This is a genomic window from Vibrio sp. G-C-1 (assembly GCF_021728015.1).
In the GTDB taxonomy this organism is placed as follows: Bacteria; Pseudomonadota; Gammaproteobacteria; order Enterobacterales; family Vibrionaceae; genus Vibrio; species Vibrio splendidus.
Genome location: NZ_JAKKCR010000004.1, coordinates 365,613 through 379,865, shown reverse-complemented (window position 1 = coordinate 379,865; position 14,253 = coordinate 365,613). Strand labels below are relative to the sequence as shown.

The window sequence follows — 14,253 nt, the reverse complement described above, 5'->3', positions numbered from 1 at the left end:
GGCTTCACCCATACTAACGTGACTGATTAGAGATCTAAGACTCATTGTTCAACGTCGCCGTAGCAACCTCTCAGCTTTAAGGTTTCAAGATACTTTTTCTAATATCAGTTAAGTGAATTAGAGTTTTGAGTTTAACGCGTTTTTGTCCAGAAATGTGTTTGAGGTGCCCTGTAATTTCGGACAGTTAAACCTCAAGTCTCTTCTACGTCTCATCATTCGAAGGAAACAGTGCTCGTTTCGCTTCTTCATCACGTTCAGTTTTAAATTCAACGCAAAAAGCCTCTGATGGTATGTCAGAGGCTTGATGGTGTTCATTGTGTAGGGAAGGCTAGGGAGCCTTGATGATTACCCTATTAGAAGCGGAATTCAGCGCTTAGTGCGTAGCTGTTGTCTACGATTTTTGCTTCGTACATTGTGTATTCCAGTGCAACACGAACAGGACCTAGAGTAACACCCGTACCCACACCGTAGTAAATGTCGTCTGTATCACCTAGGTTACTTTGGAAGTGACCGATGCCTAGACGACCGTATACGTCAAAAATCGTAATAGGTAGTGTTAGTTTTGTACTTGCTAACCATGCATCTGAATAAATGTGTTCGAAGTCTTTGTGTGTATCGACAAAATCCGCGTATCCAGCTTCAACCGATAGTAGGTCATTAATCTGGTAGCCTAAGTAAAGGCTGTAGCCGCTATTCTCATCACTGAAATCTGTATTGTCGCTTTCAGCTTGGTACTCAGAATATAGGTAGCTAGCACCAATATATGGGTCAGCGCTTGCTTGAGTTACGAAGAAGATAGCAGCGATAGGAAGAATAAATTTGTTCAGTTTCATGGTTTAAAGCTCTTAATATAAAGGTTAACTAATGTTCCCTAATCCTTCAGCGGGTGATGTGTCTACATCAATTCTTATGTCCTTATTGCAAGTGACTACAGGGAACGTTATGCCTTTCTCTCGTTTGCATGTCGCCCCTCACTTGCGGTGTGGAGCTATCATGCAGATTTTGTAATTCGCTGACATAACGTAAAGCTCACCAGTTCATAAAATTTCATAACTTCAATATCAAGAAAATATAAAGTTAATTATTACAGCTAGTTAGGCTCCATTTTAATTGAGAAAATTTTAAGGCAACTCGTATTAATTTTTTCTTGTTCTGGGTTTTCACGATAACCGCCGTGAATTTTATGGAAATGCCTCTGAATGATGTCGGCTGAAACGAAAATTGTGAAAAATCACACACAACAGGTCGAAATTATCAGCAAAATCATTGGATTGCAGCTATGTTTAGACGATAAGAAGAGCCATAAAGAGTGAGTGAACGTGAATGCTTGAGAAAAACATCAGTTTTATCGTAGATGAGTGGCAGTTTATGCCTAACGAAGGGCAGATTCAGTTTGCTGATTCGTGTATTACGATTGATAACCGCCTCACTAAATTGCTTGAGTTCTTATGTTTGAACCCGGGTTTGACTCATACGCGTGATGAGTTAATTGAGGAGGTTTGGAATGGCAGTGTATTAACTGATCAAGTTGTCACTCAGGCGGTATTTGAACTACGAAAAGTTCTGAAAACACACAGTAAAAGGACAAGTAGTTATATTGTTACCGTTCCAAAGCGTGGCTACCGATTTGATGGTGAAGTGAAAGTTGAGAAAGTAGAGCTCCAAAAACCTGATTTCCTAAAACCAGCTTCCCAAAAACCTGCTCTCCAAAAAACTGAGCAGCTTGATGTTAATGAACGCCAAGCAACGCTTGAAACCCAAGAGTTTGTCGAAAGAGAAGGTCGGGAAGAGAGATATGTAAAGCCATCAGAAAATTCTCCAAGAAGTAGAAAGCTGCATTACATACTGGCGCTTTTGGCGGTTGTCATTGTTTTACAATCATCATATATGTGGTTTTCTCAGAACAAACAAAGCCCTTCGCAAGCAAGTTCGACTCACTCATTAAGTCATTATGAATTTCGTTATGTTGTATTGAATGTAACGGAAGAGGTTAAGGCGCAGCCAGAGCTCTATGGGATCGTAATTAAGCTGATTGAACATATTGGTTTTTATAGCAATATCAGAGTGGTTAAGTCTGATGAGCATAAGAAGTTGGCCGCGATTGAGTTTAATATCTCTACGGCGAAAAGCAGTGACGGGAAGAAAACACGGCTATTGGTGAAGTATGTCAACCGAGCGTCGGGAGGCGTGCATTTAAATCGTCGTTATTCCACCAACTTTGCTCGTTTCCATGAGACGTTTCCAGCGATGATCGACGATCTATTGCGTGCTATGTATATCGATGTACCTGAAGAAGAGTTACAGCGCAATATTTCTGTGTTCCCACAGGATAAAGAGTCGGTTAAGGCGTTGATGTCTGCGACTGGGGTTTCTTATAGCACCGTGGATTTTGATATGGCGCTTAAGCATTTTCGAGAGGCCAGAGCGCTGGCTCCAGATAACGCTTATGCTATTTCAGTGAGTTACATAAGTGAAGTGCTGGCGGTTTTCTCTAAAGATGAGGAAAATATTCAACCTAGAATTAAGGCGTTGAACGAGCAATATTCCTCATCTTTGTCTGCCATTCTTAAGCGAGGAAACAATCCTCGTGTTTGTGAAGCGAACGCAATATTAGCGCTGTCTCAAAGTGATCCTGATAAGGCGTTACAGATTTTGTTGTCGATTCCTTACAATCAACATACCCCTCTGACTTATCTGTTAATGGCTAAAGCAGAAGAGGCGCGTGGCCATATCACGGGTGCCAAAGAGTTGTATCTGCAAGCGACACAAAATACCTCTTCACCGATTGCATTGACGCTAGCCGGTCCGTTGTTCTTTGACAGTAATTTAGACAAACTGATTGAACAACTTCAGGGCGTCAAACTCGATGTTGACGGTAAATAGTGAAAGTTAAAAGCAGATAAAAGCGGTAGCACTAGAATTAGCAGCCGCACTGGAAATAGCCATCGAACTAGAAACAGCAATCGCACTAGATACAGCAATCAAAAGCTAACTAATGCGTTTCGCTTCTCTATTACATGATAAGGCCTCGGTTACCGGGGCCTTTCTGTACGTGGAGAGTTCTTCTTTAATACCTTAGTTACGCTTTTCTGCAACAGCAGAGAATTTGGGTAAGCAATTAAGTTGCCGCTTGGGTGTTTGATTAGAGTATGAAACATCTTAATCTCAAGGATCTTTCCTTCGATATCATCACCATCTGCAACAATGATTGAATCACCAATTCGGTAAGGGAATACGAAGAAGATCAGAAAGCTCGCGGTGATATTACTCAGAATTGACCATTGGGCGATGAAGGCGACACCAAAAACCGTCACCAAGGACGAGATGAAAATGGTGAAGTTCCCATAGCCAATTCCACTGACGATGATATAGGTCGCAAACAGCAGTATGAACGAGAAAATGTTGAAGCAGCGAATGATGAACATTGTGCGTGTCGTCGCGACAGACTTTACCTGTGCAAGGTTGATAACGGTCGTCGAAATAAAGCGCTTGAGAAGCCAATAGGCAAGAATAAATACAAGGGCAAGCAGCAAATCATATTGCTTTAGTGTATTAAAAATGTGGACTAGAAAGTTCGGCATAACGACCTCAATTGTGATGAGCCGTTATTGTGCATAGTTGCTTGAATGTGCGCATCATCAAACGATTATCGTTTTATAATACGAGAAATGAATAGAAGCCGTTTTTGATTTCAATAAACCTTGTCGATATGGATTTTAGTAACAAGCTATTGATAAGTAGTACTTTATTTTTTGTTTATATTTTTATAACTGATATGTAAGCCTTCTGTGATGTCTGATGTCATTCAATTTGTAGAATAAGCGCTCCTTTGTTCATCATCGAGTTAGTCATGACAATCATAGTTATAAAGTTAGTGTTTATTTATATCCATAAAAGGCGAAAAACCAAGCAGTCAAAGCCGTTAGGAATGAGGTTCTTTTAAGATGCTGACCTTACTCATTACTCAATTCATAATTTTCTGGACAGTAGTTGGTCGTATTCGCGCAACGTCTGTTTCTACACGCTTGAAATCGAGAATCGGCACTGCTTCTAAAGGCTTTAAAGGAAATAGATAAGAATTGCTTTATAACAGGCAAACTTGATAACCGGCGAACTTGATTGAAGAACGATCTTAGCTCACCAATCAAGCTCTGTTTTGACAATACGGCTCAGCATGGAACTGAGCTTCGTATTCATTTTCTGAACGCTTGACTGGTGAGTGTCGGTAATAGAGTTCTTGTTACTGTTACTGTTACTGTTACTATTATTGCTATTCAGCGAAGTTAGACGGGAATAACGCTCTAAGCGCCTCTTCATCACGTTCGGTTTTAAACTCAAAGCCTTTGCCGATTTCGCGAGCACGCAGTGCAGCAGGGCGGGCGTTGATTGCATCGAACCAGCGCTTCAAGTTCGGGTAAGGTTCTAAGCCTTCTTCACCAAGCACAACCGGTGCTTTATCAATCCAACCCCATGCCGCGACATCGACGATGGTGTACTCATTTCCGACGAAAAACTCACGGCCTTCCATATGTTTCTCTAACACTTCGTAGTGACGTTGCGCTTCGCGTAGATAACGATTTACCGCGTAATCTAAGCCTGCTGGTGCAGCATGACGGAAGTGTACTGATTGGCCAGAGTATGGACCAAGTCCGCTGGCGATAAACATCATCCAAGATAATAGTTCAGCTCTGTCTTCTGGCTGACCAGCTAGCTTGCCTGTTTTCTCAGATAGGTACAGCAGGATAGCGTTAGAGTCGAATACACGTTGTCCTTCGTCTTCAATCGCAGGCGTTTTGCCGTTTGGATTGATCAAACGATATTCCGGTGAATGCTGCTCACCCTTTAAGGTATCGACAGGAACAAGTTCAAAATCTAGACCTGTCTCTTCTAAAAACAGAGCGATCTTCATTGGGTTGGGTGTTTGGTGAAAATAGAACTTAAGCATGGGGTAACTCCTTGTATTGGTCATTCATTAAAGCATCACTTGAACGATCGTTCAATAAATGATTTTTGAATTTTCTGTGAATTGACTGATTTGATACCAAACTCTGTGCCTTTGAACTTGGCTGTGTAAACGTGAATTAGCGTCGACTGGTAGGGGAATCGCGTTTTAAGTTGCTGAAATAATGAACATAAACGCACGTTTAGATTCGAGGTTGAGCTTCGAAGCTTACGGATTTAGATGGAATAGGCATGTAGGGGGTCGAAGTTTAATATTCCAAAGTATCAAGGGAGCTCCTCATAACTCGAAGCTATCTGGATATTTGAGCCTACTCTGTCGCATAAAATCGTGATCTGCAGCCACACCTTATGCAACAAATGAATATCAACCTTGGAGAGTAAGGTTTGGTTCACGGTTTTTTAATCTTGGGGGCTTACATTGGTGAGCAAATCTGATGTGAAACACTTAACGACACAGGATCTTTCCATGAAAAAGAACATTATCGCCCTCGCTCTTGGTGGCATGCTCGCTTTTGGCGCAACACCTTATTCTTTTGCTGCTAACGATGGCGCTGTACAGGCTTCTGCGGACTACGCACAGTTGGTGACTAAGCGACAAGTTGTAGACCATCTACTTCTTGATGCGTTGCAGGCGTTTAAGTCTCCGGCAAGAATTTCTCACGCGGGCTTCACGGCTAAAATGCCAAGCAACATGGAAATTGTGACTAACCGATTGTTAGAAGCGTACCAGCTAGAACCTTACCGTACTGACTTGTTGATTTCGGCGGCGAACGCTCAGATCTACAACAAGAACGCAGAACGCGCTATTGAGTTGTTTGAACAAGCACTGACGGTTGCGCCAGACGACGTCGACTTGCATGCGTATCTTGCGGTTTGGCAAAGATTTGAAGGCAATGAAAGTGAATCCAACAAGCACATGGATAAACTGGAAAGCCTGAATAAAGGCAAGGCTGAAGACATCAAACGTATTTTTGCAACGGTTGACCGCGTGTTAGAAACACCTCTTAAAGAGTCTGCAGATAAGGGACTGTTGAGCGATCACGGTGCCATCGTCACTTTGGGCTACGCGCTTAACCCTGATGGCTCTATGCATGAAATCTTGATTGAACGTCTTGAAACCACATTAGCAATGTCGAAAGCTAACCCTGATGCGATGATCGTGTTGACGGGCGGAGTGCCAAAGAATCATAAGACTGAAGGCAAGTTAATGGCGGATTGGCTTATCTCAAAAGGGGTAAGCAAAGACCGCATCATTGAAGAGAACTACGCGACCAGCACGGTAGGCAACGCCTTGTTCAGTAGCTATGCGCTTGCTCGTCATGATATTAAACACGCGACCATTATTAGCTCGGCAAGCCATGTTCGTCGTGGTCAAACTCTGTTTGAAATTGCGAGCTGGCAAACGGGCCCTCAGGGTATTACCTTCGATACGGTTTCTTACCCAGATAAGCCGTTAGAAGATCTTAAGAAAGCGAGCAGTGGTGAGCTATTAGGTATCTACCGTGATGCTCTCAGAACTTATGGCATGTGGAGCTACCGTTCTTACCCGCTGGAATCTCGTTAAGCCCAAGCATCATTTGAGTTTGGGAAAAGCACCGTTCGCGTTAAACCAAAGCTTCACTTGTTAGTACAATCGAGCACAGCTAGATGATATGCTGTGCTCCTATTTAATTTAGTGTTTCAAAGGCAAAAAAATGAACCCGATTTTAGCAATGTTGAAAGAGAACAATATCAGCGACGAGCAGATCAGCGAGATTTTCAAGACGTTGACAGAGAACCCTCTTGCAGCAATGGCGACAATCAGCCAACTTGGTTTACCTCAAGACAAACTTCAAATGCTGATGGGTCAGGTAATGCAAAACCCTGCGCTAATCAAAGAAGCAGTTGAAGAGCTTGGCCTAGATTTTTCTAAGGTTGAAGCGGCTAAAGAGCAACTTCAAAAATAATCGAGTGTGATCTAGCGATTGAGCTCATGAGCGATAGCCGGTTTGGCTAACGGTTCTTGGCAGCGCTAATTAGACTCTAATAAAAAGCCGTTTGAGCATTGTGATTGATGCTTGAGCGGCTTTTTTGATCGTCATTAGAATGGGTTAGGGTACTAACAAATGCCAACCCGATGTGACTCACTTGTTCAAATCATGTACTTTCGTGTTTTAATTCGTTCTGAACCGATCTACTCCGGCGTTGCTCATGAAATCTAGCTTAAGCATTCGATCTTACACCAAGCAATTTAATACCCATGCTCATGATGACCATCATCAACTGGTATTGCCGATCCAAGGCAGTATCAATATCGAAATGGTGGGGTATGTCGGCAAGGTGGCCGTAGGCGAATGTGTGGTGATTCCAGTAACCACCGCGCATGCGTTTAAGGCGGATGAAGCAGCGCGGTTTATTGTCGCGGATATGGCAGAGTTGCCGCAGCACTTGTTAGAACATGAGCTCTCGGTTTTCACGATAACGCCACCTTTGATGAGCTTCTTGCTGTTTGTTGAGAAGCAGTTGGAATATCAGGTCGACAGTGGCATTGAGTCATCAGTTTTGGATGTGTTTTCATTGCTGTTAGAGCAACAACAAGTGAGCAAGAGCATCGACCCAAGAATCCGTGCGGTACAAAGATTGATAGCGGATAACTACACCCAGCCGTTATCCATTTCACAACTTGCAGAAACGGCCTGTTTGAGTCCCACTCAATTTAAAAAACGCTTCAAAGAGTGCCTGGGCATCAGTGCGCTTAAATACATCACTCGCTATCGTATGGAGAAAGCCCAAGCCTTGTTAACTCATACCGATTTACCGGTTCAATTGATTGCTGAAAATGTGGGGTATAGTGATGTGTCTGCTTTCAGTCGTCGCTTCTCTCAGCACTTTGGCATGTCTCCAAGGGCGTTTCTAGGCTCAATGAAAGACAGTCTTTAGAAACAACAATAGCGTCCTTTCAGCAAACTAATTTCTATCAATCTTCACTATTATCTATTTCAGAACTGAAAATTGGGTAATAGAAATGAATCTTGCCATCAATCGCGTTAACGAATTCCAAACGGGCACTTTAGCCATCTTGTTTGCTTCTATTTTATGGGGCACGACAGGCACCGCCGCAAGCTTTGCGCCTAATCTAAGCCCATTAGCGATTGGTGCTTTCTCTATGGGCGTCGGTGGCCTAATGCAAGCGGGCTTGGCGTATCGAAAAGTCCTATTCGCTTTCGACAAACTTTTGCAGAACAAGAAGCTGCTGACAGCGAGCGCTTTGGCTTTGGCGGTCTATCCTTTAGCTTTCTATTCTTCAATGAAATTATCAGGCGTGGCGATTGGTACAGTGGTTTCGATTGCGACCGCACCTTTCTTTTCGGCACTGTTAGAGTGTCTGATTAGCAAAAATAATAATATCAACAAACGTTGGCTCACTAGTTTTGCGATTGGTGTGGTAGGTATTGGATTGTTGGTGTTTTCAGAATCTTCAGCTACGAATGAGTCAGGTGATGATCTCAAGCTGTTGGGGATTGCTTTAGGTCTACTCGCAGGGTTGTGTTACGCCATTTATTCTTGGGCGACAAAAGCACTCATAGACAAGGACATTGAGTCTCAAGCGGCGATGGGTAGTATTTTTGGCCTTGGTGCGATGCTGTTGCTGCCAACGCTCTGGTTTACGGGGGAGAACCTGTTTTCCTCGCAGATTAACGTATTAGTCATCAGCTATCTGACGTTAATCCCACAATGCTTGGGCTATATCGCGTTCAGTTTTGGTTTACGCCACGTGACCGCGAGTAGCGCCAATCTGCTGACTCTGTTTGAACCAGTAGTTGCAGCGGTGCTTGCCGTCTGCGTTGTCGGTGAGCTGATTCCTTTTATAGGTTGGTTAGGTATGTTTCTGATTGTGCTGTGCTTGTTTATACAGTCGAAGCCAGCTAAAAGAACACTATAAGTGTTTGTTTTGTAGTGCCTAATTGAAGTTTATTCATGCGTAATTCTTATAATTGAATAAAATCAGTATCTCAGTTGTGAGAGTGCTGTTACTATCGCTATCAATAGTCGGGGGGCATATACCTTATTTGGTGTTTGCTGAGATCGTTAGTCGAGACCCGTTGAACCTGATTCAGTTAACACTGGCGTAGGGAACTATAAGCACTCGATCTACGTCTGCACTCATGAAGACTGTTCATGAATCCAATGCGACTTCTCCTTCGATCGGTGTTCGTTCTCCTACGTCTTGTAAGATAGTAGGAGCGACAATGACACACAGTTCTATTTCAAAAGATTTAACGCCAAAAGCCTCAGCTTCAGAGCATTCTGTGGATGGTTCGATTCGAACGAACACTCCGATTGTATTGACGATCGCTGGCTCAGACAGTGGTGGCGGTGCAGGTATCCAAGCTGATATTAAAGCCATGTCTGCTACAGGTAGTTTTGCTTGTTCGGTAATTACCGCGATCACTTCTCAGAACACGCAAGGCGTTTCCGCCATTTTTCCTATTCCACTCGAGCATGTTGCTAGCCAGTTAGATGCGGTTTTTACTGATCTGAATATCGTGGCTGTGAAAGTCGGCATGTTGGCTGATTCGCAAATCATCAAAGTCGTCGCTGACAAAATTAAGCAGTACCAACCTAAGCATCTTGTGATTGACCCTGTAATGGTCGCGACAAGTGGTGACCTTCTCTTAGAAAACTCAGCTATCACGACGCTAAAGCAAGAGTTGATTCCGCTGGCAGATATTATCACCCCTAACTTACCAGAAGGCGCGGCGTTAACAGGCAAGCCGGTACCTGAAAGCGAAGGTGAAATGCAGGGTATGATTGAAGATTTACGCGCACTAGGTGCTAAAGCCGTTCTTCTCAAAGGCGGTCATTTAGAGAAAGATGAAAACAGTAACGATCTACTGATTCTCCCGACGACGTCTGCCTTGATTAGCGCGAAGCGTTTCCCGACTAAAAACACCCACGGCACGGGCTGTACGCTTTCATCTGCCATTGCTTCTTTCTTGGCTCAGGGCAACACGCTGGCAGAAGCTGTTGACCTAGGCAAACAATACATTTCTCGCGCGATTGCTCATGCTGATGAGTTGCAAGTTGGTCAAGGTCATGGCCCGGTAAATCACTTCTTCGCTGGACACGGTAATGTCCGTTAATACGGTTGGCGTTCAACTCAGCAACGCGACGTTACGTTACCGAGACAGCGAGTACGCGACCTTATCTGGGTTGTCGCTTAGCTTAAACGCAGGTAAGTGGACGGTATTGCTGGGTCGAAGTGGTTGCGGAAAAACCACGGTATTGCGTTATCTGGCGGGCTTGCTGGACGACAAGGTGGAGTGGCAGGGCACATTGGCAACGTCCGATGAATTGCCTTTAACGGACCGCATCGCTTACATGGCGCAGCAAGATTTGTTATTGCCATGGCTATCGGTCATCGACAATGTATGCCTGAGTCATCGCTTTCAAAATCCAGTTTCTGATAAAGCACTGCAAACCAATCAAGCACTCGAGTTGTTAGCTGAAGTTGGTTTGGCTGATTATGCGAATGCGATGCCGGATCAGTTGTCTGGAGGCATGCGTCAACGTGTTGCTTTGGCTCGCACCTTAATGCAAGACAAGCCAGTGGTGCTGATGGATGAACCGTTCTCTGCGCTGGATGCGGTAACAAGACACAAGCTGCAAGGTTTAGCGTGTGAACTGCTAAAAGGTAAAACCGTTGTGTTGATCACCCATGATCCACAAGAAGCGGTGCGTTTGGCGGACAATTTGTATGTGTTGCAAGGCACACCTGCGAATGCTCAGTCTTTATCTGTGCCTCTCACATCAACACCACGAGTGTTAGACGGTGAATGCGCTGAGTTACAACAAGCGATCTTAGATCAGTTGGAGCGTGACTATGAATGATCTAACGCGAAGCGAAGTTGGGGTTCGTTCAACCGACATACAGGCTAGCACTGAACGTCCTCGCCAGATGAATCCCGTTATGCGTTTGCTGATCAGCAGTGCTGTGATTCTCGGTTTATGGCAAATGGTGGTGGTTATCTTCGAGATGCCGAGCTTCATTCTGCCAGCGCCTGCAGAAGTCTTTATTAAACTATTCGAACGCTACGATGTATTGCTCAAACACACTTGGGTGACTGCGCAAGAGATCTTACTTGGCTTGCTACTCGGTTTGTCGATGGGGCTATTTTTCGCCCTACAGATGTTGATGTTCGAACCACTAAAACGCTGGCTGTTACCTATCTTAATCGCTAGCCAAGCGATTCCTGTGTTTGCGATTGCTCCAGTATTGATGTTGTGGCTTGGCTATGGCATCGCCTCAAAAGTGGTGATGGCGGCGATCATTATATTCTTCCCTGTGACGACCTGTTGCTACGACGGCCTGCGAAATACTCCGACAGGCTATCTCGATCTTGCCAAAACGATGGGCGCATCGAAATGGCAATTGCTGCGTTATATCCAACTGCCTGCTGCGCTGCCAACATTAGCGTCTGGCATTCGTGTGGCGGTGGTTATTGCCCCAATTGGCGCGGTCGTCGGGGAGTGGGTGGGTTCGAGTGAGGGGCTGGGTTACCTAATGCTACAGGCCAACGCACGCATGATCATAGATGAGATGTTTGCTGCCTTGTTCATCTTGGCGGTGCTGTCTATCTCGCTCTACTTCGTTACAGATAAATTACTCAAAAAAGCTATCCCTTGGGAAAACCAATGATGGCTTCGCTCAATATAAGAATAATATTCAAAAGGAAAGGTTAACCGTGAAAAATACAAAATTGATAGGTGCAGTGGCACTGCTTGCTTCATTGGTTTCAGGTCATGCTCTAGCGGACTCTGAACAAAAGAAACTGACATTGATGTTGGATTGGTTTGTAAACCCGAACCATGGCCCAATTGTGATCGCTCAAGAGCGTGGCTACTTTGCTGACCAAGGCTTAGACATTGAAATTCAAGAACCAGCTGACCCAAGCACGCCAGCAAAATTGGTTGCGGCAGGTAAGGTTGATTTAGCGGTAACTTACCAACCAAGTTTAACCATGGATGTGGCAGCGGGTCTTCCTTTAGTTCGTGCATCAACCCTTATCGCGACGCCACTGAACACACTAATGGTACTGGATAACGGCAAGAACGATTCATTAGCGGATCTGAAAGGCAAAAAGATCGGCATCGCGATTGCGGGTAACGAAGAAGCGACTATCGGTACCATGCTAGCTCAAGAAAATGTTGCATTTACAGACGTGCAAACCATCAATGTCGGTTGGGCACTTTCATCTTCATTGGCATCGGGCAAGGTAGATGCAATCTGGGGTGGCCTACGTAACTTCGAAACTAACCAGCTAGCCCTTGAAGGTTTTAAAGCAAAAGCATTCTTCCCAGAAGAGCACGGTGTGCCAGCTTACGATGAGCTTATCTTTGTTGCGAACGCAAAGCAGCACGATGATGAAGCGATCAAAGCGTTCAACAAAGCATTGGAGCAAGCAACAACTTACATCGTGAACCACCCACAAGAGTCATGGAGCGAGTTTGTTGCGTATTCACCAGATACGTTGAACAACGAGCTTAATCAACGCGCATGGAACGACACACTGACTCGTTTTGCACTTCGCCCTTCAGCGGTTGATCTAAAACGTTACGACGATTACGCACAGTTCATGTTCGACAAAGGCATTATCAAATCACTACCAAAAGCCGCTGATTACGTACCGACTTTTGACTAAGGAATCTCATGAAATACCAAGACTTAATCCAAGCCTGTCAGCAAGATTGGCAAGACTACACCGAGCATGATTTTGTTAAAACGCTGGCAAACGGCACGCTAGCTCAACCCTGTTTTCTGCATTATCTGAAACAAGATTTTCTGTTCTTGAAGCAGTATGCCCGCGCTTATGCGTTGGCGATTTACAAGGCAAAAACACTGGCTGATATGCGTCGTGCACTGCCAAGTGTTCATGCTCTGCTAGATTCTGAAATCTCTCACCACGTGACTTACTGTGGTCAGTGGGGTTTAACCGAATCTGACCTAGAAAACGAACCGGAAGATTTCGGTACAGTTGCTTACACGCGCTACGTTCTGGATGCAGGCATGACGGGTGATCTTGTCGACTTATATGCGGCACTGGCTCCGTGTTCCATTGGTTACGCTGTGACCGGTAAAGCGTTATTAGAAAGCAGCGATACTGTTTTAGAAGGCAACCCATACGCGAGCTGGCTTCAGCTTTACGGCGGAGAAGAGTTCCAATCTGGCGTGGCAACGGGCGCAGAATACTTCAATCAGCTGCTTGCTGAAATTGATATCAACAGCGAGCGCGGTCAGAACATCGTTCATATCTTCAAAACGGCAACGCGTATGGAAGTGGCTTTTTGGCAGCAAGGGCTGAATGCACTTAATGACTCAACCTCGGCTTAAAAGCGACTTTTACGAATAAGGATTTATCCATGCTAACTGAACAAATCATCCAATCGTTGCGCGCAGTACGAGAGCAAAAACCACTGGTTGTGAACATCACCAACTACGTCGTGATGAACAATACGGCCAATGCGTTATTGGCGATTGGCGCTTCGCCTATCATGGCGCACTCGCAGCAAGAACTGGCTGAGATGATGTCTTTCTCTGGCGCGCTTGTGATCAACATTGGCACGCTCGACAGTGTTTGGACGCCAAGAATGTGTTTTGCTGTTGAGCAAGCGAACGCGAACAACAAGGTGGTGGTTCTTGACCCTGTGGGTTGTGGCGCAAGTACGCTGCGTACCGAGACTTCTCGTGAAATTGCACGCTTAGCCGATAAGTTGATCATTCGTGGTAACGCGTCTGAGATTATCGCGCTAGCGGGTGAGCAAGCACAGAGCAAAGGCGTTGATGCACTAGATAGCAGTGATGCCGCATTAGGCGCAGCGCAATGCTTAGTGGCTGAATACGGTGCGAATGTGGTTATTTCCGGTGAGACAGATTACGTTGTCACTAAAGACAGCGTTGTGACGTTAAACAATGGTCACCCAATGATGCCGTATGTGACGGGCATGGGTTGTACGCTAACAGCGCTGACGGGTGCTTTCGCGGCTGTCGGTGATGACAGTGGTTTGGCTGCTGCAGCGGTATTGGGTGTGGTTGGCGAAATCGCGGCTGAGAACTCTCGTGGCCCGGGTAGCTTGCAAATGAACTTGCTTGATGAACTGTATCAACTAGATGAAGATACGTTGATCCAACGTTTGAAGATTCAGTAGATTCAATCTAGATCTGCATTCGTAGCTTATTAAAAAGCCCTCAACACATATGTGTTGAGGGCTTTTCTATTATTGCTTCAAAACCGTATTAACTCGTCGTTGTGT

The 14,253-nt window shown here is 44.8% G+C and carries 14 protein-coding genes and 1 riboswitch; of the genes, 11 read left to right on the top strand and 3 right to left on the bottom strand.

All coding sequences use genetic code 11. The annotated features are described in order from the left end of the window. Window positions 1-353: 353 nt before the first annotated feature. Window positions 354-833 (bottom strand): porin, encoded by a 480-nt coding sequence (locus tag L3V36_RS08925; RefSeq protein ID WP_017094086.1) that lies wholly within the window; start codon window positions 831-833, stop codon window positions 354-356. 490 nt (window positions 834-1,323) lie between these two features. Here L3V36_RS08925 and L3V36_RS08920 point away from each other — a divergent pair, with 490 nt between their 5' ends. After that, window positions 1,324-2,883 carry a winged helix-turn-helix domain-containing protein gene (locus tag L3V36_RS08920; RefSeq protein WP_065681694.1) on the top strand — a complete coding sequence of 520 codons (1,560 nt, stop codon included), beginning with the start codon at window positions 1,324-1,326 and terminating at the stop codon, window positions 2,881-2,883. A 149-nt stretch (window positions 2,884-3,032) separates the two neighbouring features. Here the strand turns inward: L3V36_RS08920 and L3V36_RS08915 are convergent, their stop codons facing one another. Together L3V36_RS08915 and L3V36_RS08910 are read right to left on the bottom strand one after the other, a co-directional pair. Then, window positions 3,033-3,581, bottom strand: coding sequence for a mechanosensitive ion channel family protein (locus L3V36_RS08915; protein WP_017092057.1), 549 nt, complete (start codon window positions 3,579-3,581; stop codon window positions 3,033-3,035). Between the two features lie 689 nt (window positions 3,582-4,270). Beyond that, window positions 4,271-4,945, bottom strand: a complete 675-nt coding sequence (locus L3V36_RS08910; protein ID WP_208775386.1) for a glutathione S-transferase family protein — start codon at window positions 4,943-4,945, stop codon at window positions 4,271-4,273. Window positions 4,946-5,428: 483 nt separating this feature from the next. Here L3V36_RS08910 and L3V36_RS08905 point away from each other — a divergent pair, with 483 nt between their 5' ends. From L3V36_RS08905 to thiM, 10 genes are all read left to right on the top strand, one after another. Beyond that, on the top strand, window positions 5,429-6,526 hold the full coding sequence (locus L3V36_RS08905) for a YdcF family protein (RefSeq protein WP_208775387.1): 1,098 nt from the start codon (window positions 5,429-5,431) through the stop codon (window positions 6,524-6,526). 130 nt (window positions 6,527-6,656) lie between these two features. Next, window positions 6,657-6,908 (top strand): DUF2999 family protein, encoded by a 252-nt coding sequence (locus L3V36_RS08900; RefSeq protein WP_009844829.1) that lies wholly within the window; start codon window positions 6,657-6,659, stop codon window positions 6,906-6,908. Window positions 6,909-7,152: 244 nt separating this feature from the next. Next, entirely contained in the window at window positions 7,153-7,881 is a 729-nt protein-coding gene (locus tag L3V36_RS08895; protein WP_029405824.1) for an AraC family transcriptional regulator, read from the top strand. An 85-nt stretch (window positions 7,882-7,966) separates the two neighbouring features. Beyond that, complete coding sequence (locus tag L3V36_RS08890; RefSeq protein WP_208775389.1) at window positions 7,967-8,884, top strand: EamA family transporter; 918 nt, start codon at window positions 7,967-7,969, stop codon at window positions 8,882-8,884. Between the two features lie 98 nt (window positions 8,885-8,982). Next, window positions 8,983-9,094: riboswitch (TPP riboswitch) on the top strand. 97 nt (window positions 9,095-9,191) lie between these two features. Then, complete coding sequence (thiD, locus tag L3V36_RS08885) at window positions 9,192-10,085, top strand: bifunctional hydroxymethylpyrimidine kinase/phosphomethylpyrimidine kinase (RefSeq protein ID WP_208775391.1); 894 nt, start codon at window positions 9,192-9,194, stop codon at window positions 10,083-10,085. Further along, entirely contained in the window at window positions 10,075-10,833 is a 759-nt protein-coding gene (locus L3V36_RS08880) for an ABC transporter ATP-binding protein (RefSeq protein WP_208775392.1), read from the top strand. The genes thiD and L3V36_RS08880 overlap by 11 nt, the downstream gene beginning before the upstream one ends. After that, the gene (locus L3V36_RS08875; protein ID WP_151407842.1) at window positions 10,826-11,641 is read left to right on the top strand and encodes an ABC transporter permease; all 816 of its coding nucleotides are present in this window, start codon (window positions 10,826-10,828) and stop codon (window positions 11,639-11,641) included. Before L3V36_RS08880 ends, L3V36_RS08875 begins: the two co-directional genes overlap by 8 nt. 46 nt (window positions 11,642-11,687) lie before the next feature. Continuing rightward, the gene (locus L3V36_RS08870; RefSeq protein ID WP_017068449.1) at window positions 11,688-12,644 is read left to right on the top strand and encodes an ABC transporter substrate-binding protein; all 957 of its coding nucleotides are present in this window, start codon (window positions 11,688-11,690) and stop codon (window positions 12,642-12,644) included. An 8-nt stretch (window positions 12,645-12,652) separates the two neighbouring features. Next, a complete protein-coding gene (gene tenA / locus L3V36_RS08865) occupies window positions 12,653-13,333 on the top strand; it encodes a thiaminase II (RefSeq protein WP_208775394.1) in 681 nt (226 codons plus the stop codon). Window positions 13,334-13,362: 29 nt separating this feature from the next. Then, window positions 13,363-14,148 (top strand): hydroxyethylthiazole kinase, encoded by a 786-nt coding sequence (gene thiM, locus L3V36_RS08860; protein WP_208775395.1) that lies wholly within the window; start codon window positions 13,363-13,365, stop codon window positions 14,146-14,148. The last annotated feature ends 105 nt before the right edge of the window (window positions 14,149-14,253 follow it).